The sequence below is a fragment of the Curtobacterium sp. MCSS17_016 genome, from assembly GCF_003234255.2.
Classification (GTDB): Bacteria; Actinomycetota; Actinomycetes; order Actinomycetales; family Microbacteriaceae; genus Curtobacterium; species Curtobacterium flaccumfaciens.
On sequence record NZ_CP126254.1, the window covers coordinates 73,049 to 93,713 of the forward strand.

General features: G+C 70.9%; 20 protein-coding genes. 10 read left to right on the forward strand and 10 right to left on the reverse strand.

The window, feature by feature from the left end:
* Positions 1–22: 22 nt before the first annotated feature.
* Positions 23–775, forward strand: a complete 753-nt coding sequence (locus DEJ19_RS00335) for a TetR/AcrR family transcriptional regulator (RefSeq protein ID WP_258377339.1) — start codon at positions 23–25, stop codon at positions 773–775.
* On the opposite strand, the gene DEJ19_RS00340 is transcribed toward DEJ19_RS00335, so the two are convergent.
* Positions 772–1,443, reverse strand: a complete 672-nt coding sequence (locus DEJ19_RS00340; protein ID WP_111232516.1) for a response regulator — start codon at positions 1,441–1,443, stop codon at positions 772–774. The genes DEJ19_RS00335 and DEJ19_RS00340 overlap by 4 nt on opposite strands.
* On the reverse strand, positions 1,440–2,651 hold the full coding sequence (locus DEJ19_RS00345; protein WP_258370709.1) for a sensor histidine kinase: 1,212 nt from the start codon (positions 2,649–2,651) through the stop codon (positions 1,440–1,442). Before DEJ19_RS00345 ends, DEJ19_RS00340 begins: the two co-directional genes overlap by 4 nt.
* Before the next feature lie 341 nt (positions 2,652–2,992).
* Between DEJ19_RS00345 and DEJ19_RS00350 the strand changes: the two genes are divergently transcribed.
* The gene (locus DEJ19_RS00350) at positions 2,993–3,874 is read left to right on the forward strand and encodes a manganese catalase (RefSeq protein WP_071404423.1); all 882 of its coding nucleotides are present in this window, start codon (positions 2,993–2,995) and stop codon (positions 3,872–3,874) included.
* A gap of 81 nt (positions 3,875–3,955) precedes the next feature.
* Here DEJ19_RS00350 and DEJ19_RS00355 read toward each other — a convergent pair whose 3' ends face one another.
* From DEJ19_RS00355 to DEJ19_RS00370, 4 genes are all read right to left on the reverse strand, one after another.
* Positions 3,956–4,282 carry a hypothetical protein gene (locus DEJ19_RS00355; RefSeq protein ID WP_111232515.1) on the reverse strand — a complete coding sequence of 109 codons (327 nt, stop codon included), beginning with the start codon at positions 4,280–4,282 and terminating at the stop codon, positions 3,956–3,958.
* An 11-nt stretch (positions 4,283–4,293) separates the two neighbouring features.
* A complete protein-coding gene (locus tag DEJ19_RS00360) occupies positions 4,294–4,737 on the reverse strand; it encodes an Hsp20/alpha crystallin family protein (protein ID WP_027466972.1) in 444 nt (147 codons plus the stop codon).
* Between the two features lie 109 nt (positions 4,738–4,846).
* Positions 4,847–5,500, reverse strand: coding sequence for a helix-turn-helix domain-containing protein (locus DEJ19_RS00365; protein ID WP_258377338.1), 654 nt, complete (start codon positions 5,498–5,500; stop codon positions 4,847–4,849).
* Positions 5,497–7,014, reverse strand: coding sequence for an APC family permease (locus DEJ19_RS00370; RefSeq protein ID WP_111232514.1), 1,518 nt, complete (start codon positions 7,012–7,014; stop codon positions 5,497–5,499). The genes DEJ19_RS00365 and DEJ19_RS00370 overlap by 4 nt, the downstream gene beginning before the upstream one ends.
* 193 nt (positions 7,015–7,207) lie before the next feature.
* Here DEJ19_RS00370 and DEJ19_RS00375 point away from each other — a divergent pair, with 193 nt between their 5' ends.
* From DEJ19_RS00375 to glgX, 7 genes are all read left to right on the forward strand, one after another.
* On the forward strand, positions 7,208–8,701 hold the full coding sequence (locus tag DEJ19_RS00375; RefSeq protein WP_027466974.1) for an APC family permease: 1,494 nt from the start codon (positions 7,208–7,210) through the stop codon (positions 8,699–8,701).
* Positions 8,702–8,750: 49 nt separating this feature from the next.
* On the forward strand, positions 8,751–10,790 hold the full coding sequence (locus DEJ19_RS00380; RefSeq protein ID WP_111232513.1) for a primary-amine oxidase: 2,040 nt from the start codon (positions 8,751–8,753) through the stop codon (positions 10,788–10,790).
* A 1-nt stretch (position 10,791) separates the two neighbouring features.
* Positions 10,792–11,352: a hypothetical protein gene (locus tag DEJ19_RS00385; RefSeq protein WP_111232512.1), complete on the forward strand. Its 561-nt coding sequence runs from the start codon at positions 10,792–10,794 to the stop codon at positions 11,350–11,352.
* 141 nt (positions 11,353–11,493) lie between these two features.
* On the forward strand, positions 11,494–11,676 hold the full coding sequence (locus DEJ19_RS00390) for a hypothetical protein (protein WP_071248776.1): 183 nt from the start codon (positions 11,494–11,496) through the stop codon (positions 11,674–11,676).
* Positions 11,677–11,694: 18 nt separating this feature from the next.
* Entirely contained in the window at positions 11,695–12,231 is a 537-nt protein-coding gene (locus DEJ19_RS00395; RefSeq protein WP_110863636.1) for a MarR family winged helix-turn-helix transcriptional regulator, read from the forward strand.
* Between the two features lie 134 nt (positions 12,232–12,365).
* On the forward strand, positions 12,366–12,980 hold the full coding sequence (locus DEJ19_RS00400; RefSeq protein ID WP_111232511.1) for a TetR/AcrR family transcriptional regulator: 615 nt from the start codon (positions 12,366–12,368) through the stop codon (positions 12,978–12,980).
* Positions 12,981–13,039: 59 nt separating this feature from the next.
* The gene (glgX, locus tag DEJ19_RS00405; protein ID WP_111232510.1) at positions 13,040–15,058 is read left to right on the forward strand and encodes a glycogen debranching protein GlgX; all 2,019 of its coding nucleotides are present in this window, start codon (positions 13,040–13,042) and stop codon (positions 15,056–15,058) included.
* A gap of 101 nt (positions 15,059–15,159) precedes the next feature.
* Here the strand turns inward: glgX and ctaD are convergent, their stop codons facing one another.
* A complete protein-coding gene (gene ctaD, locus DEJ19_RS00410; RefSeq protein ID WP_258377347.1) occupies positions 15,160–16,857 on the reverse strand; it encodes an aa3-type cytochrome oxidase subunit I in 1,698 nt (565 codons plus the stop codon).
* A 201-nt stretch (positions 16,858–17,058) separates the two neighbouring features.
* Here ctaD and DEJ19_RS00415 point away from each other — a divergent pair, with 201 nt between their 5' ends.
* Complete coding sequence (locus tag DEJ19_RS00415; protein ID WP_146250606.1) at positions 17,059–17,334, forward strand: hypothetical protein; 276 nt, start codon at positions 17,059–17,061, stop codon at positions 17,332–17,334.
* Here the strand turns inward: DEJ19_RS00415 and DEJ19_RS00420 are convergent.
* The 3 genes from DEJ19_RS00420 to DEJ19_RS00430 form a co-directional block, all read right to left on the reverse strand.
* The gene (locus DEJ19_RS00420; protein WP_220035284.1) at positions 17,315–18,508 is read right to left on the reverse strand and encodes a carboxylate-amine ligase; all 1,194 of its coding nucleotides are present in this window, start codon (positions 18,506–18,508) and stop codon (positions 17,315–17,317) included. The two genes, DEJ19_RS00415 and DEJ19_RS00420, sit on opposite strands and share 20 nt — an antisense overlap.
* A gap of 201 nt (positions 18,509–18,709) precedes the next feature.
* A complete protein-coding gene (locus tag DEJ19_RS00425) occupies positions 18,710–19,825 on the reverse strand; it encodes a Gfo/Idh/MocA family protein (RefSeq protein ID WP_110863630.1) in 1,116 nt (371 codons plus the stop codon).
* On the reverse strand, positions 19,822–20,622 hold the full coding sequence (locus tag DEJ19_RS00430; RefSeq protein WP_181243003.1) for a sugar phosphate isomerase/epimerase family protein: 801 nt from the start codon (positions 20,620–20,622) through the stop codon (positions 19,822–19,824). The genes DEJ19_RS00425 and DEJ19_RS00430 overlap by 4 nt, the downstream gene beginning before the upstream one ends.
* Between the last annotated feature and the right edge of the window lie 43 nt (positions 20,623–20,665).

Below are 20,665 nucleotides of genomic sequence, written 5' to 3' on the forward strand. Positions count from 1 at the left end.
ACAGATCCGTTATCGTTGTTCCGTGATCGAGCAGGGAAGCCAGCGCGACGAGACGCGTGCGCGCATCGTCGAGGTCGCCGGCACCATGCTGCGCGAACGCGGTGCCGCGGCGGTGACCACGCGGGCGGTCGCGGACGGCGCAGGTGTCCAGGCACCGACCATCTACCGGTTGTTCGGCGACAAGGACGGTCTGCTCGAAGCGGTCGCCGAGCACGCGATGGCGACGTTCTCGGCGATGAAGGCCGACGCCGTCCGTGCTGCTCGTGACGAGGCGACCGACCCCGTCGAGGACCTGCGCACCGGGTGGTCGATGACGATCGGCTTCGGGCTGGCGAACCCCGACCTGTTCGTGCTGTTGAGCGACCCGGAGCGTGGCCGTCGGTCGGCAGCCGCCCGCGCCGGTACCGCGCTGCTCGCCGAACGCATCCGGCGGGTGGCCGAGGCCGGACGACTGGCCGTGCCGGAACACCGCGCGGTCGAGCTCGTGCACGCGGCCGGCACCGGTGCGGTGCTCGCGATCCTGGCCGCTCCGGCGGACGAGCGGGACCCGTCACTCGCCGATGACGTCCTCGATGCCGTGCTCGGGCGGATCCTCGTGCCGAGCGGGCCGACGAGGGACGACGGCGGCGACGCCCCGGGTGGTCGCGGTCGGTGGACTGACGCCGTGACGAGCGCCGCGATCACACTGCGTGCCGCGGCGCCCCGGCTCGATCGACTGTCGGCAGCCGAGCGGACGATGCTCGCGGAGTGGCTCGACCGGATCGCCGCGGACTAGTCCTCGCGGGTGCCCGCCAGCCCGTGGTCGTGGGCGTAGACGACGAGCTGCACCCGGTCGCGCAGTGACAACTTGCCGAGGATGCTCGAGATCTGGGTCTTCACCGTCGACTCGGTGACGTACTCCTTCGTGGCGATCTCGGCGTTCGAGAGCCCACGGGACGCCCACCCGAACACGACGCGCTCCCGCTCGGTCAGGGTCGCGAACTCCGGCGGCTGCGGTGCCGGGGCCCGCGCCACGTCGGTGCCGAACAGCTGCGCGAGGTCGTTCGGGGCGATGACCGAGCTGCCCTCGTGCACGGCACGCACCGCGGCGAACAGGAACGGCGGCGTGGTGTCCTTGAGCAGGAACCCGCTGGCGCCGAGCCGGATCGCGGTCGCCGCCGCCGGGTCGAGCCCGAAGGTGGTGAGCACGACGACGCGGGGCAGCGGGCCCGGGACGGAGCCGGAGTAGAGCTGCCGGACGGTCTCCACGCCGTCCATGCCGGCCATCCGCATGTCGAGCAGCACCACGTCGGGGCGCACCTCGGGGATGAGTGCGAGCGCTTCGGCCCCGTCGGAAGCCTCGCCGACCACGCGCATGTCGTCCTGGGCGTCGAGCACCACCCGGAGCCCGGCGCGGAACAGCGCCTGGTCGTCGGTGAGCAGGATCCTGATCGGTTCGGTCATCGGACGGGTCCCCCTTGGACGTCGAACGGGATGCGGGCGCGTGCCGTGAACACGTCGTCCAGCACGGCGGCGTCGAACGACCCACCGAGGGCGCCGAGGCGCGAGTCCATGCCGTCGATCCCGCGGCCCGAGCCGGCGGTGGTGCCGTCGCCGGCGACGTTCTCGACCTCGAGCACCAGGTCGGCGTTCCGCCAGGTCTCCCGCACGACGACCGGGTTGCCGGGGGCGCCGTGGCGCAGGGCGTTCGTGAGCATCTCCTGCAGCACGCGGCGGGCGGCGGTGCCGGTGTCCGGGCGCAGGGCCAGCGGGACCCCGCGCACCGTGCGGTCGACGTCGACCCCGGCGTCGCGGATGCCCTGCACGATCTCCTCGAGCGAGCCCGGGCCGGTCGCCTCGGCGGAGCCGTCGATGTGCCCGAGGACCTGTCGGACCTCGACCAGGGAGCTCCGGGCGGTGCTCGCGATGGTGGCGCTGACCGCTCGGATGCGCGCCTCGTCGTCGAGGAACGGCACCGAGTCGGCCTGCGCGATGATGACCGCGAGCGAGTGGCCGACGACGTCGTGCACGTCGCGGGCGATGTCCGCCCGGATGCGTTCGGACTCGGCGACGTCGATGGCGCGGGTGGCGGTGGCCTCGGCCTCGGTGGCGACGGCTTCGGCACGCGATGCTGCGGCCTCGGCGTCGGCACGGCGCTCCGACTCGCGGTCGCGGGAGCGGAAGGCCCGGACGGCGACTCCGCCCGCCCAGACCCCGAGCAGCGCGGTCACCGGGGCGGCCATCGCCAGGAACGCCTGGTCGCGCGGGCCGTTGATGAGCACGAGGAACCGGAAGCCGGTCGACGCCAGGTAGACCGTGGCCCCCGCTCCGGCGACGACCGCGAGCACGCCGGAGACGACGACCTCGGTGCGGGTGCCCACGACCGCGGCGGTACCGATCACGACGAACATCGCGAGGTCCACCAGCGACGGGCGCTCGCCGCCACCGACCTGGATCACCCCGAGGACGACCACCATCGCCATCGCGGCGGACGGGGAGATGCGACGCAGGGCGATCGCCACCGAGGCCGACAGCACCGCGGCGAGGCTCGCGTGCTCGAGCTCGAGGTCGATGGGCAGCAGGAAGACGAACGCCGCCAGGGCCGCCCAGGCCACGTCGATGACGATCGACCGGGTGGCGAGCGGCCGGAGGAACCTGCCCCGTTCGGTCACGAGAGCGATCCTCCCATGCCGTACCGGCGTCACGCGGGCGGGGCCATGGCCATCAGTGCGATGACGGTGGCGACCACGATCGCCGCGCAGAGCAGCAGGGTGGCGATCGTGTGCTTGGTCGAGGTCTGCATGCTCCCAGCCTGCGCAACCGGACGGCCGAGGGCATCGGGCGGCCGACCGAAGGGCCTCGTCCTGCCGGGTGAAGCCGACGGTGGACCCGGAACCGTGGAACGGCGCATCCGGGACACCCTCTGCGTGATCCGGCCACCTTGGACGGCCGCTCAGTGCCCCCGGCGAACCATCGGCCGTGCAATCGCTCGATCGAGACGAAGGAGCACGATTTGTACTTCCACAAGCAGGAACTCCAGTTCAAGGCAACGCCCGACAAGCCCGACGCGATCTACGCCCGCAAGCTGCAGGAGGTGCTCGGCGGCCAGTACGGAGAGATCTCCGTCGCGCTGCAGTACCAGTTCCAGGCGTGGAACATGCACATCCCCGGCAAGTACCGCGACATGGTGTTCGGCATCGGCGCCGAGGAGATGGGCCACGTCGAGATGCTCGCGACGATGATCGCGCAGCTGCTCGAGAAGTCCCCGCTCGGCATCACCGAGGACGCGCTGCAGGACGACCCCACGGTCGCCGCGATCGTCGGCGGCACCGACGTCCAGCACGCGATCGTCGCCGGTGCGGGTGCCCGCCCGGTGGACAGCAACGGCAACCCCTGGCAGGGCTCGTACATCACCGCCAGCGGCAACCTGCTCGCCGACTTCACGGCGAACGAGAACGCCGAGATGCAGGGTCGTGTGCAGGCCGCCCGGCTGTACCACATGACCGACGACCACGGCGTGCGGGACCTGCTGTCCTTCCTCATCGCCCGCGACACCATGCACCAGAACATGTGGGCGACCGCTGCCGCCGAGCTGCGCGAGAAGGGCGTCGAGGGCTTCCCCGTGCCGAGCAACTTCCCGCAGTCGAAGGAGAACCAGGAGGTCAACTACCAGTACCTCAACTTCTCCGACGGTGCCGAGGCGAAGAACGGCCCGTGGGCGAGCGGCCCCTCGTTCGACGGCAAGGGCGAGTACTCGTACCACGACGGCCCGACCACCTCGGTCCCGATGCCCCCGCCCACGCACCCCGACGTCCGGCTCTACGGCACCACCGAGCTGCCGAACGTCGTCGAGAAGACGGCCGGCCTGGTGCAGGACAAGCTGAACAAGGAGTAGTCCCGACGGTCGCCCACGCGACCGACGGATGACAGGAGGCCCGGCGCACGACGTGCACCGGGCCTCCTGTCCGTCAGGTGGTCACCGCACCGACGGGGCGGACCCGCCCACGGTCATCAGTGCCCCCGTCTCGGGTTCTTCGTCGCGCGGTGCTTCGAAGATGCCGGAGTAGGCGCGCACCGCGCTCCACCCCGCGATCAGCAGGGCCGTGCCGAGGACCGCCGCGACCCAGGGCGCCAGGAGCGACTGCTCGACGAGCCGGGGCGCGGCGACCCAGGTCAGGAACGTGCCGGTCAGGCTGCCGGTGGCCCCGAGGAGCACGGCGGTGCGCCGGTCCAGGCTCGTCAGCGCGAGCGCCGCGGTGACGACGAGGACCGCGACCACAGCGTTCAGCAGGACGGACGTCATCGCTCAGCTCCTCACTCGGCGGCGGCGCCGGAACCGACCGCGAGCTGCTCCGACGCGCCACCGACGGTGACGGCGATCTTGCGCGGCTTCGCGGACTCCTTGACGGGGATCGTGACGCTCAGCACACCGTTGTCGTACCCGGCGGTGATGCGCTCGGCGTCCAGGCCGTCGCCGAGCGTCAGCTGCCGGACGAACGTGCCGGGCTGGCGCTCACGGGTGAGCCACTGCGAGCCCTCGGGTGCGCCGAGGGTGCGCTCGGCGCGGATGGTCAGGACGGAACCGTCCACGTCGATGTCGACGGAGCCCGGGTCGATGCCGGGCAGGTCGACGTCGAGGACGTAGTGGTCCCCGGTGCGGTACAGGTCCATCGGCATCGAGCGCGGACCGGCGGCGGTGCCGAGGAGCGAACCCGCGAGTCGGTCGAGCTCGCGGAACGGATCGAAGTTCATCGTCATCGGAATCAACTCCTTCGTGGTTCTCGTTGAGTCCCCTCGACTCAACTGCCACCGTTTTAGCACTCGACCCTGGTGAGTGCCAAAAGATCGCTCGGAGGACGCCGAGAACTCAGCCGAGCAGGGGCTCGAGCCGCGCGACCGCCGCCCGCAGGTGCACCAGGGCCTGGCCAGGGGACTCCACCCGGGCCGCGGGCGCCGACAACGTCAGCCCCGCCACGAGCTCACCGCGCTCGCCGCGGACGGGCAGCGCCAGGCACCCGAAGCCCCGCACGAAGGCACCGACCTGCGACGCCGAGGCACCGCCGGCTGCGTGCAGCCGCCCCATCGCGCTCGACCCGGGTGCCGCTCGCAGGGCGGTCGCGTCGAGGAGCGGGAAGTCCGGGTCGACGTCGACGTCGCAGATCCCGTCGGCGTCGTACCGGGCCAGGTGCACCCCGGCGCGGACCGCCGAGCGCACGTCGGACAGCACGGACCGGACGGCTCGGGGGAGTGGTGGGACCGACGGGGCCGCGGCCGGGGCGACGCCGGCGAGCTCCGAGACCTTGTGCCCCAGCGCGAAGCCCCGCAGGTCCGGCAGCCGTACCAGGTACTCGTCCTCCACGAGCAGCGTGATGAGCCGGTAGGTGGTCGCCCGCGGCATCCCGAGCGCGTCCGAGATCTGCTGGGCGGTGACGCCGGGCCCGGCGTGCGCGACCGCCTCGAGCACCGCGAGGGCGTTCTGGATCGCCTTCGGCTGCCGCGCGCGGAGACCGGGTTCGCTCACCGCACCCCCGTCCCGTGGCCGGGTCCGGCGGACGGCCGGGAGGCGCCCAGCAGGTCCGCCTCGACCGGCACGTCGTACACCGCCCGGCTCCGACCCCGTCGCCAGGGTCGCCGACGGGTCGCCACCAGGAACGCGACGACGACCGCGGTGACCGTCCCGACGGCGAGGACGACGGCCGGCCACCGGGGCGATGCGGCCTCGACCCCGGCGTAGGTGAGCAGCACGGCGGTGAGCAGGACGCCGGTCGTCACCGCGGTGGCCGCCACCCCGGTCGTCAACTCATCGATGCGGCGCAGGAACACCGGGGCCGCGAAACACGTCATCGCGTACGCCGTCAGGTACCCGAGTGCCGCGACGACCAGTTCGGCCTCCATCAGGGACCAGGTCGGGATGCCGGTGAGGAGCCCGAGGACCGGCAGCGCGGTCAGCACCGAGCACGCCAGCACGCCCGCGACGAAGGGTGTCCGGAACCGTGGCGACGCCCGCCCGAGCGCTGCGGGCAGCACCCCTTCACGGCCCATCGCGAACAGCACCCGGACGAGCGCCGTCGTCGAGGCGATCGCGCACGCGGCGAACGAGGCGGCGATCCCGAGGTCGAGCGCCCACCCGACCCACTGCATGCCGAAGGCCGTGGCGAGCTCGTTGACCGGCGACGCGCTCGTGGCGAGGTCGGCGCCGATCGCGGCGAACCCGGTCTGCTGGGCGGCAGCGCTCACGACGTAGAGCACGCCCGCGACCAGGACGGTCCACGAGATCGCGCGGGGGATCGCCTGGAACGGACGCCGGGCCTCCACGCCGAGCACCGACGCGCTCTCGAACCCGACGAAGGCGGTGACCGCGAGCGCCGTGCCCACCGCGAAGGGTGCCGGTGCAGTCGGACCGAGCGCGAGGGCGGACGTGTCGACGGGGTGCAGCCGTGCGACCAGGGCGACGATCAGCACGACGATGACGGCGACGGACAGGGTCTCGACGAGCAGGGTGAGGCGCGTCGACAACCGGACCCCGAGGGCGATGACGGCGAACACCGCGGCGCCCATGACGGTGATCACCACGACCGTGACCAGGGAGCCGGTGCCGGCCAACGGGACGAACCGGGACAGCAGGTAGTCGAGGTAGTAGCCGCTGCCGGTGAGCGAGAACATCGCGATGAACCCGTAGCCGAGCAGCAGAGCAGCGCCCGCGACCACACCGGCCGCCGGCCCCAGGCCGAGCGAGACGTAGGTGTAGAGCGAGCCGGTGCCCGCCACGCGTCGGACGAACTGGTTCACGGTGCGTCCGACCAGGAACGACAGCGCCATCGCGGCGAGCAGGGACCACGTCGCGCCCTGCCCGGCGACGGTCGCGACGAGCACCGGGATCGTGGTGGCCGCCGCCGACGGTGCGACCGCGGACACCGACTGCGCCAGCACGTCGACCGGGCCGATGCTCCGCCGGGACAGCCCGTCGACGGGGGAGCGCGTGCCGATGCCCGGCACCCGGGGCGGGTCGGCGATGGCACGGTCGAGCGCGGTCATGCGGCAACGGTACGGGGGCTGCGTTGCCCCGGTGTCTCGGTCGTGTTTCGCGGTGGTCTCGGGCAAATGAGACGCCTCGTCCGGGCCGTCCCATTCGGGTGCGTGCGGGTTTCACACCCGTGGAACGGGGGCGCAACGGCAGCGCGGGACCGTGGTCCCACCCCGACCCCGTCACCCGAACCGGAAGGCCACGATGTCCAGCATCACGAAGGACCCCGCGTCACTCGGAGCCGTACCCGCACCCCAGCGGACGATGCGCGGCTCGCTCGGCGTCACCGCGATCGTGTTCATGGTCGTCGCGGCCGCCGCCCCGCTCACCGTCGTCGGCGGTGCCGCCCCGCTGGGCATGCTGCTCGGCAACGGCGTCGGGTTCCCGTCGCTCTACGCCGCGTCCGCCGTGATCCTGCTGCTGTTCTCGGTGGGGCTGGCGGCGATGACCCGGCACCTGCCACGACCCGGCGCCTTCTTCACGTTCGTGGGCCACGGGCTCGGTCGTCCGGCCGGTGCGGGGGCGGCCACCCTGGCGCTGCTGACCTACACGACGATCCAGGTCAGCGTGCACGGCTACATCGGGTACCTGCTCGGGGTGACCGTCACGGGCCTCGGTGGGCCGGACATCCCCTGGTACGTGTGGTCCCTGGTCGTCGTGGCGCTCGTCGGGGTGCTCGGTTACCGGCACATCGACCTGTCGAGCAAGGTCCTCGGCGTCCTGCTCGTCGGCGAGGTCGGGATCGTGCTCGTCCTGGTCGCCGCGATCGTGTTCCGGGGCGGTGCCGACGGGCTCTCGCTCGCGCCGTTCGAACCGACCCACGTCATGTCCGGCTCGCCCGGCGTCGGCCTCATGTTCGCCATCGCGGCGTTCATCGGGTTCGAGGCCACCGCGATCTTCCGCGACGAGGCGAAGGACCCGGAGCGCACGATCCCACGGGCCACCTACACCGCCGTCATCGGCATCGGGGTGTTCTACACGCTGGCGTCGTGGGGACTCGTGATGGCCTGGGGTCCGGACGGTGTGCTCGCCGAGGCCGCGAAGGACCCGGGCGCGCTCATCCTCACCACGGCGGCGCGGTACATCGGCACCGCGGGCGAGGCCGTCATGAACGTGCTGCTGCTCACGAGCATGTTCGCCTGCGTCCTGTCCTTCCACAACGTCATCACCCGGTACCAGCACTCGATGGCGAACGCCTCGCTCCTGCCCGGTCGTCTCGGCACGGTGCACCGCAAGCACGAGTCACCGCACACCTCGAGCGTCGTGCAGACCGTCACCGCCGCCGTACTCATGGTCCTGTTCGCCGTCCTCGGCCTCGACCCGGTCCTGCAGGTCTTCAGCTGGTTCGCCGGCGTCGCCACCCTGGGCGTGGCGATCCTGATGGCCGCGACGAGCCTCGCCGTCATCGTGTACTTCCGCCGGAACCGCGCCGACCGCCGCATCTGGAACACCGTCATCGCCCCGGTCCTTGGGTTCGTCGGGCTCGTCGCCTCGGCCGTCCTGATCTGGGCGAACTTCCCGACGCTCGTCGGTGACGTCGACGGTTCCGGAGCGAGCGTCTTCGGTGTCGTCAGCACCGTGCTCACCGGCCTCGTCGTGGTCGTGCCCGCCGTCGGCGTGCTGCAGGCCGTGGTGCTGCGCCGGCGCGACCGCCGCCGCTACGACCAGATGCTCGACCGTCTCGCCAGCGACGGCTGACCGACCCACCCGACCCGCGCCTCCAGACCGAACCGAAGGAACCACCAGCATGACCCTCACCGATCCCGTCACCGCCACCACCCACCCGCTCGCGAACCTGAGCCCCGACGAGTTCACCGCGGTCCGCGACGTCGTCACGGCGCAGCCGGACTGGACCGACACCACGCGCTTCGTCTACGTCGGCCTCGAGGAGCCGCACAAGCAGCAGGTCCTGGCCTGGCAGGCCGGCGACGGTCCCCTGCCGGACCGCCGTGCCCGCGTGATGCTCCTCGACATGGCGACCGGACGTTCCACGGACGGCGTCGTCTCGATCACCGACCGGATCGTCCTGTCCACCGACGTGCTCGACGGGTCCCGTGGACAGCTGCCCGTCCTCATCGAGGAGTTCGACGCCGTCGGCGAGATCGCGAACGCGGACGAGCGCTGGGTCGCCGCCCTGGCGAAGCGCGGCCTGACGCCGGACGAGGTGAAGTGCGTCCCGCTGTCGGCCGGGTACTACGACTACCCCGAGGAGGAGGGGCGCCGGATCCTCCGCGTGCTCGCCTTCCGCCAGGACCACCCCGCCGACCACGTCTGGGCGCACCCCGTGGACGGCCTGTCCGTGTACGTCGACGCCGCCAACCGCGCGGTGACCCGCATCGTGGACGTCGCGGAGATGCCCGTGCCCGCCACGTCCGGCAACTTCGACGATCCGGCGGTGCAGGGCGAACCGCTCGACCTCAAGCCGATCGTCATCACGCAGCCCGAGGGGCCGTCGTTCTCGGTCGACGGCGAGTTCGTCGAGTGGGCGAACTGGCGGTTCCAGGTCGGGTTCGACGCCCGCGAGGGGCTCGTGCTCCGGCAGCTGTCGTGGCAGGACGGTGCGCGGCTGCGGCCGATCGTCTACCGGGCCTCGATCGACGAGATGCTCGTGCCCTACGGCGACCCGTCGCCGGTGCGGTTCTGGCAGAACTACTTCGACACCGGCGAGTACCTGTTCGGACGCTTCACCAACTCGCTCGAGCTCGGCTGCGACTGCGTCGGCGAGATCAAGTACTTCGACGCCGTCCTGGCCGACGAGCTCGGCAACCCGCAGACCATCCGGAACGGCATCTGCATGCACGAGGAGGACTTCGGCACGCTGTGGAAGCACGGGGACATCTACACCGGGTCGCAGGAGGTCCGGCGCTCCCGTCGGCTGGTGATCTCGTTCTTCACCACCGTCGGCAACTACGACTACGGGTTCTACTGGTACCTGTACCTCGACGGCACGATCGAGTGCGAGGCGAAGCTCACCGGTGTCCTCTTCACCTCGTCGTACCCGGGTCGGACTGAGTCCGGTGCGGACTACCCGTACGCCTCCGAGGTCGCGCCCGGACTCGGCGCCCCGTACCACCAGCACCTGTTCTCGGCGCGGCTGGACATGATGGTCGACGGGCTGTCGAACGCGGTGGACGAGGTCGATGCCGTCCGGGTCCCCGTCGGCCCGGGCAACGAGCACGGCAACGCGTTCACGAAGTCGGTCACCCGGCTGTCGTCCGAGTCGTCCTCCGGCCGTCTCGCCGACGCGTCGAAGGCCCGGACGTGGTTCATCTCGAACACCGAGGAGCGCAACCACCTCGACCGCCCCACCGGGTACGTGCTGTACCCGCAGGACGCCCCGGTGCTGCTCGCGGACGACTCGTCGTCGGTGGCCGCACGCGCCGAGTTCGCGCGGAAGCACCTCTACGTGACGCAGTACGACCCGGCCGAGCGCTTCGCCGCCGGTGACTTCGTGCACCAGAACCCCGGCGGGGACGGTGTCGCCCGGTACGTGCAGGGTGACCGTCCGCTCGACGGCGAGGACATCGTGCTGTGGCACACCTTCGGTCCCACGCACTTCCCCCGGCCCGAGGACTGGCCCGTCATGCCGGTCGATTACGCCAAGTTCACGCTCAAGCCGTACGGGTTCTTCCCGCGGAACCCGGCCCTGAACGTGCCGGCGTCGATCGGGGCGTCGGCCGGGTCGCACTGCTCGCACCACGTCTCCGGCGCCGTCGAGGCCGCACACGACGCAGCCGAGCACCAGCACGACCACGGGCACGGGCACGACCACGGGGACGGGCACTGACGTGACCGACCTGCTCGGGCTCGCGGCCATCGTGCCGGCGTCGGCCGGGGCCTGCTGCACGGTCGGGGCGTGGCGCCCCGGCCGTGCGGTCGACGTGGTCGCCGCGGTCGCGATGGTGGCGGCGATGGTCGACGGGGCATTCGGACCCCGGGTCCTGCCGGGTGTCCTGTGGTTCCTGGTGCTGGCGTTCCTCGCCGTGGTGGTCGCCGGGGTGCACCGGTTGCAGTCCACGTCCGCCTGGAGGCGCGGGCCGGCTCAGCCGCCGGGCGCGGCCTCCGCACACGGCCGGTACGGGCGACTGCACGCTGCCCTGGGCCTGCTCGTGATGGGCGCGATGGGTGTCGGCATGGCGCACGACGCCGGCGCCGCGGGGATGCACCAGCACCTCGGGGTGGTCGCGGTGACGTGGCAGATGGTGCTCGGCGGGTTGACCCTCGGGTACCTGGTGCTCACCGTCCACATGCTCCGTGACGGCGTCCGGCGACGTTCGCGTCCGCTGCCGCTGGTCGAGACCCTGGCGATGGGGGTCGCGGTCGCGGTGATGTCCGCGGCGATGGTCTGAGGCGCGTGCCGCGTGCCGCCGAACCCTTCGGCGCGCAAAACGTACACAGTGCGAATGGTTCGTTGAACTGATCGTTCACTTCGTGAAAGAGTTCAGGCGTCCGCAGGGGACACACAGCAAGCAAGAAGGGCGGGACACGACATGCACAGCACGTACTCCGGGATGCCTCGGACGGCACGGATCGGTGGCAGCCACACCCGCGTCGGTCTCACCGACCCGGCGATCATCGACGCGTACGTCGAGCGTCGCATCCAGGACCCCTCGCTGCTCGCCGGTCGTTCCGAACCGTCCTACGCGGACTTCTTCAGCACGCCTGCCGTTTAGCAAGGAGCGCATGACCCCATGCCGTTGACCGTCGTCCGTCGAGAGCACGTCCACCTCTACGCCCGCGAACCCGAGTCCGGGGTCGCGAAGACCGCCGTCGACGCGCTGCTCCGCCTGCAGCACGCCGAGGATCAGCAGATCGAGTCCGCCCGCATCGAGAGCGGCCTGTCGAAGAACGAGTTCCTCGCCGTCCGGTACATGCTCCAGGCACACCGGGACGGCCGCGCGATGGGCCCGAAGGACCTCGCCGTGATGCTCGCCGTCTCGAACGCCTCGGTCACCAAGATCGTCGACGGGCTCGTGCAGAAGGGGCTGCTGTCGCGCACGGCGCACCCCACCGACCGTCGTGCGCAGGTGCTCGCCCCGACCGACCAGGCCGCCGAGAAGATCGACGCCTCGTACGCGCGCTTCCACGCGGCCGTCGTCGAGGTGCTCGAGCAACTGCCGGACGCGGACAACGCCGTCCTCGCCGACTCGCTCACGAAGATCGTCGACGCGCTCGCCGCGGGCACGCCCGCGCCGGTCGACGAGTACACGGTCGACGACCAGGACTGACGCGAGCGCGCCCGGCTGACGCGACCCGGCGGGTGCGACGCGACCCCGATACGGACTGGAGGCCCGTGGTGCGCCCGCCACGGGCCTCCAGTCCGGACGGTGGCGAGAAAACCTTCCAGCGGTAAGTTGGGTGCATGACCCTCCCCGCGGACGACGCCGACGCGGCCCAGCCGCGCCGCGGCGGGTACCGCAAGGGCGCCGAGCGGCGCACGCAGATCCTCGACGAGATGATCCGCATGGTCGCGGAGCAGGGGGTCGACGCATCGTCGCTCCGCTCGGTGGCCGAGGCCCTCGGGATCACGCACGCGGCACTGCGCCACTACTTCCCGAGCCGTGACGAACTGCTGCTCGCCGTCTACCGGGAGCACGAGGTCCGCGAGCAGGGCGCGCCCGACCGGATGAAGTCGGCGATCGGCGACATGCGCGAGAGCGCATCGCGCAACCGGGCCGTGCCGGGGCTGGTGCAGCTGTACACGACCCTCGCGGCCGACGCCGTGCAGGAGGGCCACCCGGCCACACGCGACTTCATGCGCGAACGCTTCGCCCGCCTGCGTGCCGAACTCGCCGAACTGATCGAGGCGGACCAGGCGAGTGGCCGGATCCGCGCCGACCTGGACCCGGTCGACCTGGCGAGCCTGAGCATCGCGGCATCCGACGGACTGCAGGTCCAGTGGCTGCTCGACCCCGACGCCGTCGACGGCGAGCGGGTGCTGCGGCTGCTCGAGCAGCTCGTCCCGCCGGTGCGCTGAGCGGCCAGGGGTACGCCCAGACCGCCGGTGGCACAGCGACCGGCCGGTAGAAGGGCAGCATGACCACTTCCACGCGCACCCCGCTCGGCGTCACGCTCGTCGACGGGGGCGCCAACGTCGCCCTGTTCTCGAGCACCGCCGAGCGGGTCGAGTTCTGCACCTTCGACGACGACGGCACCGAGCACCGCACCGAGCTCCGCAACCGCACCGGCTACACCTTCCACGACGTCGTCCCCGGCGTGACCGTCGGCACCCGCTACGGCTTCCGCGTGCACGGTGCGTGGGACCCGGCGAACGGCCTGCGGCACAACGGCGCGAAGCTCCTGCTCGACCCCTACGCCACCGCCGTCGACGGCGAGTACGAGTGGGGCCAGGCGCTCTTCGGTCACGACATGAACGAGCCCGAGCAGATCGACGAGACGGACTCGGCCAGCGCGATGCCCAAGTCCGTCGTCGCCGACCGGTCCTTCGACTGGGACGGTGACACCCTGCTGCGGACCCCGCTCGCCGACACCGTCGTGTACGAGGTGCACGTCAAGGGCTTCACGAAGCAGCACCCGGACGTCCCCGAGGAGATCCGCGGCACCTACGCCGGCATGGCCCACCCGGCAGCGATCAAGCACCTGACCGACCTCGGGGTCACCGCGGTCGAGCTGCTGCCGACGCACCAGTTCGTGCAGGACTCGACGCTCCTCGACAAGGGCCTCCGCAACTACTGGGGCTACAACAGCATCGGCTTCTTCGCGCCGCACGACGAGTACTCGTCCTCCGGCACCGCCGGGCAGCAGGTCGCCGAGTTCAAGGCGATGGTGAAGGCCCTGCACGCCGCGGGGCTCGAGGTCATCATGGACGTCGTCTACAACCACACCGCCGAGGGCAACCACATGGGCCCGACGCTGTCGTTCAAGGGGATCGACAACCAGTCGTACTACCGGCTGGTCGAGGGTGACGAGGCGAACTACTTCGACACCACCGGCACCGGCAACAGCCTGAACGTCGGGCACCCGGCGGCCCTCGGACTCATCATGGACTCGCTCCGCTACTGGGTCGAGGAGATGCACGTCGACGGCTTCCGGTTCGACCTGGCCACGACGCTCACCCGCCAGGACGGCGAGGCCGAGAAGCACTCCGCGTTCCTCGACATCATCCACCAGGACCCCGTGCTGCGTGAGGTCAAGATGATCGCCGAGCCGTGGGACACCGCCGGCTACCAGGTCGGCGGGTTCCCGGCCGACTGGTCCGAGTGGAACGGCAAGTACCGCGACGACCTGCGCGCATTCTGGCGCGGCGACGAGGGTGCGCTCGGCGACGCCGTCCAGCGGGTCCTGGGCAGCCCCGACGTCTACGAGGGCTCACGGCGCTCCCCGCTGTGCTCGATCGACTTCGTGACCGCCCACGACGGTTTCACCCTGGCCGACCTGACGATGTACGCCGACAAGCACAACGAGGCGAACGGCGAGGACAACAACGACGGCGAGAGCGACAACGCCTCGTTCAACGGCGGCATCGAGGGCCCGACCGATGACGGCGCGGTGAACGACTACCGCGACCGGCAGCGCCGCAACTTCCTCGGCACCCTGCTGCTCTCCGCCGGCGTGCCGATGATCCTGGGTGGCGACGAGCTCGCCCGGTCACAGGGCGGCAACAACAACGCTTACTGCCAGGACGACGAGATCTCGTGGTTCGACTGGGCCGCCGCCGACCAGGACCTGCTCGCCTTCACCACGGCGGCCATCGCGTTCCGTCGGCAGCACCAGGCCCTGCGTCCGGAGTGGTTCCGCACCGCGCCGGGTGACTCGGAGTCGACGGTGACCGTGCTCCGTGCCGACGCCGCCGGGTTCGAGGACGGCGACTGGGCGGACGGCGGCAACCGGGCCGTGACGCTCGTGTTGCACCAGGGCGACGACACCGTGGCCGTGCTGCTGAACGCGTCGGACACCACGGTGGAGTTCACGCTGCCGGAGCGTCCGGGTGGGGGCAGCTGGTCCCTCGGGCTGTCGAGCGATCCCGACCAGGCCGTGGTGGGCGACGCGGCGACGCTGCTCGTGCGCGACGCGTCCTTCACCGCGCTGGTCTGAAGGGTCGCGCGGGCGGCGCGCTCGCGCGGTTTCGCTTGGTGAGCAGAAATGGTCGGGTCCCCGTTCGGGACCCGACCATTGCTGCTCACGAAGTGGTGCCGTCAGAACTTCTGGTCGGTCTCCTTCGGGTGCCGGGTCTTGCCCGTCGCCTGGTCGTGGGTGGCCGCGTCCGGGGCGTCCATCGCCGGGCCCACCCCGACCGGGACACCGGCCTCGGGGTGGTTCAGGTCGAACGCCGGCGACTCCGACCGGATCCGCGGTACCGACGTGAAGTTGTGCCGGGGCGGCGGGCAGCTGGTCGCCCACTCGAGCGACCGGCCGTAGCCCCACGGGTCGTTGACGAGCACCTTGCGGCCCTTCCGCATCGTCTGCACGATGTTCAGGAAGAACGGGATCATCGACGCCGCCGTCAGGACCGCACCCACCGTCGAGACCTGGTGCAGCCAGGTGATGTCGTCCTCGGGCAGGTAGCTCGCGTACCGGCGGGGCATCGCGATGACGCCGAGCCAGTGCTGGATCAGGAACGTCATGTGGAACCCGATGAACAGCATCCAGAACTGCACCTTGCCGAGTCGCTCGTCGAGCATCTTGCCCGTGAACTTCGGCCACCAGAAGAAGAACCCCGAGAACATCGCGAAGACGACGGTCCCGAAGACCACGTAGTGGAAGTGCGCCACGACGAAGTAGGTGTCGTGGACGTGGAAGTCGAGCGGCGGCGACGCCAGGATCACGCCCGTCAGTCCGCCGAACGTGAAGGTCACGAGGAACCCGATCGCCCACAGGATCGGCGTCTCGAAGGTCACCGACCCCCGCCACATCGTGCCGACCCAGTTGAAGATCTTCACGCCGGTCGGCACGGCGATCAGCATCGTCATGAGTGAGAACCACGGCAGCAGGACCCCACCCGTCGCGAACATGTGGTGCGCCCACACCGACACGGACAGCGCCGCGATCGAGATCGTCGCGTACACGAGCGTCTTGTAGCCGAAGATCGGCTTCCGGCTGAAGGCCGGGAACACCTCGGACACGATGCCGAAGAACGGCAGGGCGATCACGTAGACCTCGGGGTGGCCGAAGAACCAGAACAGGTGCTGCCACAGCAGGGGTCCGCCGTTGGCCGGGTTGAAGATCTGCGCGTCGAAGACCCGGTCGAGCAGCAGGCCGAACAGCGCCACCGCCAGCACCGGGAACGCCATCAGCACGAGGATCGACGTGATCAGCACGTTCCACGTGAAGATCGGCATCCGGAACATCGTCATCCCAGGGGCGCGCATGGTGATGACGGTCGTGATGAAGTTCACGGCGCCGAGGATCGTGCTGAATCCGGTCATGCTCAGGCCGGCGACCCAGAGGTGCCCGCCGATGCCCGGTTCGAAGGTGGTGTCCGACAGCGGTGCGTAGGCCGTCCACCCGAACGCGGCCGCTCCGCCCGGTGTCAGGAACCCGCCCATCGTCACCAGGCTGCCCATCGCGTAGAGCCAGTACGAGAACGCGTTGAGCCGGGGGAACGCGACGTCCGGTGCGCCGATCTGCAGCGGCATGATCGCGTTGGCGAACCCGGAGAACAACGGCGTCGCGAACAGCAGCAGCATGACGGTGCCGTGCATCGTGAGCAGCTGGTTGTACTCCTCGCGGGTCTCGAGCACGTCGAGCGCCGGTGTGAAGAGCTCCGTCCGCATCACCACGGCCATGACCCCGGCCAGGCAGAAGTACCCGAACGACGTCACCAGGTACAGGTTGCCGATCGTCTTGTGGTCGGTGGTGGTGTGCCAGTGCACGAATCGCGCGCCGAGCTTCACCGGGCGTCCTGGGCCGACGTCCGCCGGGTGTTCGCCGAGGACGGGCGGGTTCTCGAGGTCGGTCACGGGGTGCTCCCATCGGATCGTTCGGAAAGCGCGAGGCTGCTCTGACCGTGAGGTGCGGTCGCGTTGATTCTGTCCATCGGGTGCGCAAAGTGTCTGAAGGAACGGGTGGAAGGCAGCGAGATGTGGATACGGGTCGTGTTGCCCCGCGAGGTCCTGGCGCGGAGCCTGCCGGGTGTGCTGCACCGGGCGTGGATCGCGGGCTTCTCCACCCGCGTCCTGCCCGTCCGACCGGCCGGCTGCGACGACCCGGAGTGGACCCCGGTCGAGTTCCTGCTCGACGTCGAATCGTCGAGCACCGGCTGGGCCGAGGCGTTCGAGATCGAGTTCACGAGTGCGATGACGCCCCGGTGTCGACGAGCGATCCGGGGGAACGGTTGCCACCTGGAACCCATCAGCCGACCGCACCGCTGAGGCCCGAGCTCGCCGGGTGACCCCCGATGACCGAACCGGTGTCCGCACCGGGCCACAGGCCGGCTGCGACGCGGCCGGTCCGTGCGTGCACGCTCGTCATCGCGGCAGCGAGTGCGACCTGCCCGAGGTCACCGGTCGTCGCGTAGGCCGCACGTTGCCTGGACGCGCCGGTGCCGCGCGCGAACAGGTCGGCCAGGCCGCGTTCGACGAGCTGGTCGTCGCCGTTCGCGACGAGCGCCGGCAGCACGTGGGCGAGCAGGAGCGTGACGACCTCGCGTGCGGGTGCGGCGCGGCCCGTCAACGGGTCGACCAGTTCACCGTCCAGGCCCTCGAGCGCAGCGCGCCAGTTCGCGAGCCGGACGGTGCAGGCGGGGGTGTCGCGCTCGAGCGACCCTGAACGCCACTCCTCGGCAGCGGTGTCGACCATCGCCCGGACGAGTCCGGCGATCGTCACGGTCACCGCGGGGTCGAGGGGGACGTCGGCGACGCGGACCTCGACGGTCGGGTGTGCGTGGGACAGGCGCGCGTCGAGGTAGAGCATCCCCTCGTCGAGCAGGGCGCCGGTGCGGAGCATGCCCTCGGTGACGGCGCGGTAGCGCTCCTCGGAGCCGAACCGCTCCATCGGCCCGGCCGACGGCCACTGGCTCCAGGCGATCGACCGGAAACTCGCATGACCGGTGTCCACTCCGGCATGGAAGGGGGAGTTGGCACTCAGGGCGATGAGCACCGGTGTCCACGTGCGGATCCGGTCGAGCACCGCGACACCCTCGGCGGGGGAGTCGATCGCGACGTGGACGTGCAGGCCGCAGGTCAGGCCCTGCCGGGGGATGGACCCGTAGCGCTGCATCATCCGGTGGTACCGGGCGCCGTCGCTCACGTGCGGGGTCACCGGAGTCGGCGACGTCGCGAGCGGGGCGGCGTGCGCACCGAAGCCGTTCGCGACCTGTTCGACGAGTGCCCGGTTGTCGAGCACCTGCGCGCCGAGCGCGGCGAGCGAGGTGTGCGGGCGGGTGGTGACCTCGATCATCTCGCGCTGCATCTCGCCCACGACGCCGCCGGGGTCCGGCACCCGCGTCGCCCTCGCACCGGCCAGCACACCGTCGGCGACCGGCACGGGCACGCCCGTCGACCGGTCGATGAGGAGCAGCTCCTCCTCCACACCCATGGTTCTCATCACCCGAGTGAAGAAGCCACCGACTTCGGGCCGTTCCAGATGGCCGACGAGCGCGGATCCGTTGGCCGAACCGCGCGGTCCGGTCCACGGAGCGCAGGGTCGAGCGATCACACACCCTGGTGAGCAGCAATGGTCGGGTCCCCGTTCGGGACCCGACCATTGCTGCTCACGAAGTGGTGCGTGTGGCGCTCCTGGGCGCTCCTAGGCGTTCGCGCCGGCGGTCAGCACGGCTGCCGCGGGGTCGAAGTCCTCGGGGAGCGGCGGGATCGCGTCCACGGCCGACGTGATGTCGACGGCGGAACCCGACTCGGCCGCGTCACGGATGCCGAGCAGCACGTCGAGCACGTGCAGCGCGACGGCGCCGGAGGCACGCTCGGGGCGGTCCTCGGCGATGGCGCGGGCGAGCTCGACGACACCGGTGCCACGACCCCAGGTGGAGCCGACCGCCTCGAGCGTCTCGGGCTCGTCCTGCCCGTAGCGCCAGAGCTGCGACGAGCCCTCGAACGTGTTCGGGTCCGGCAGCGAGATCGTGCCGAGCGTGCCGTTGATCTCGACGAAGCCCATGCGCGGCAGGGCGTGCTGGAACGAGAACGTCGACTGGGCGGACTGCCCGCCGGCGAACTCGATCAGGGCCGCGTGGTGCGTCGGGACCTCGACCGGGAACGTCTCGCCGGCGCGGGGGCCGGACGCGATCGTGCGACGGTCGAGCGACTTCGACGAGACGGCCTGCACGCGCGAGGCGGTGCCGAACGCGTGCACCAGGGTCGTCACGTAGTACGGGCCCATGTCGAACAGGGGGCCGGCACCGGTGGCGAACAGGAAGTCCGGGTTCGGGTGCCACGCCTCGGGTCCGGGCACGTGGAACAGCGTCGTCGCGGAGAGCGGCTCGCCGATGTCACCGCGGGCGATGGCCCGGAGCGCCGTCTGGATGCCCGCGCCGAGCACGGTGTCCGGAGCGGTCGCGACGCGCAGGCCCTTGGCCTTCGCCGACTCGAGCACCGCGGCGGCCGACGCGTGGTCGGTCGCGATCGGCTTCTCGCTCCAGACGTGCTTGCCGGCGTCGATGATCTGCTGGTCGACCTCGGCGTGTGCGGCCGGGATCGTCAGGTTGATCACGATCGAGATGTCGTCGCGGGCGAGGAGTTCCTCGACCGATCCCGACGAGGCGACGCCGTACGCAGCCGCCTGCGCAGCGGCACGCTCGAGCAGCACGTCGGCGACGAAGCGGACCTCGACGTCGGCGAACTTGGTCAGGTTCTCGAGGTACTGGGTGGAGATGTTGCCGGCACCGATGATGCCGATCCCGACACGGCTCACTTGTCGTTGTCCTTGAGCCAGGTGAGGGACTCGGTGATGCCCTCGAAGACGTCGCCCTTGTACGCGTCGAACTCGACCACGCGGATCGCCTGCGGTGCGGCGGCGAGGATCGCGGCCACGTCGACGTCGCCCTGACCGGCCGGCGTCTGGTTCTCGAAGGCGCGCTGCAGCGCCTCGGGCACGATGAGGGCGCTCTCGGACGAGGGCAGCGCGGTGCGGATGTCACCGTCGACCTTGCCGTCCTTGACGTGGATCGCGACGACACGGTCGCCCAGGCCCTTGAGCACGGCGGGGGCGTCGGCGCCCCCGACGGTCGCCCAGAAGGTGTCGACCTCGAGGACGGTCTCCGGCGACAGCTGCGACACGAAGAGGTCGTAGACGGTGCGGCCGTCGACCTTGTTCGTGAACTCCCACTGGTGGTTGTGGTAGCCGAACTGCAGGCCACGGCCGGCCGCCTCGGCGGTCAGCTCGTTGACGCGCTCGGCGATCTTCGCGACGTCGTCGGCGGTCTGCCAGCGGTCGGTCGGGATGAACGGGTCGATGACGGTGCGGATGCCGAGGCGCTCGGCGGCGTCCCAGATCGGCGCGGTGTCCTCGGCGTCGATCACGGCGACGTGGCCGGACGGAGCCTTGAGGCCGGTGGCCGCGAACGCACGCTCGAGGTCGGTGGCGCGCTCGACGAACGCGTAGGGCTCGACGTTCTCGTACCCGATCTCGGCGACACGGGCGATGGCCTTGTCGAGGTCTTCGGCGATGGCGTCGCGCAGCGAGTACAGCTGCACAGAAGTGGTGGGCATTGCAGAGGCTCCTTCGATCCTGTCTGGGTGTCGCGGCCCGTCG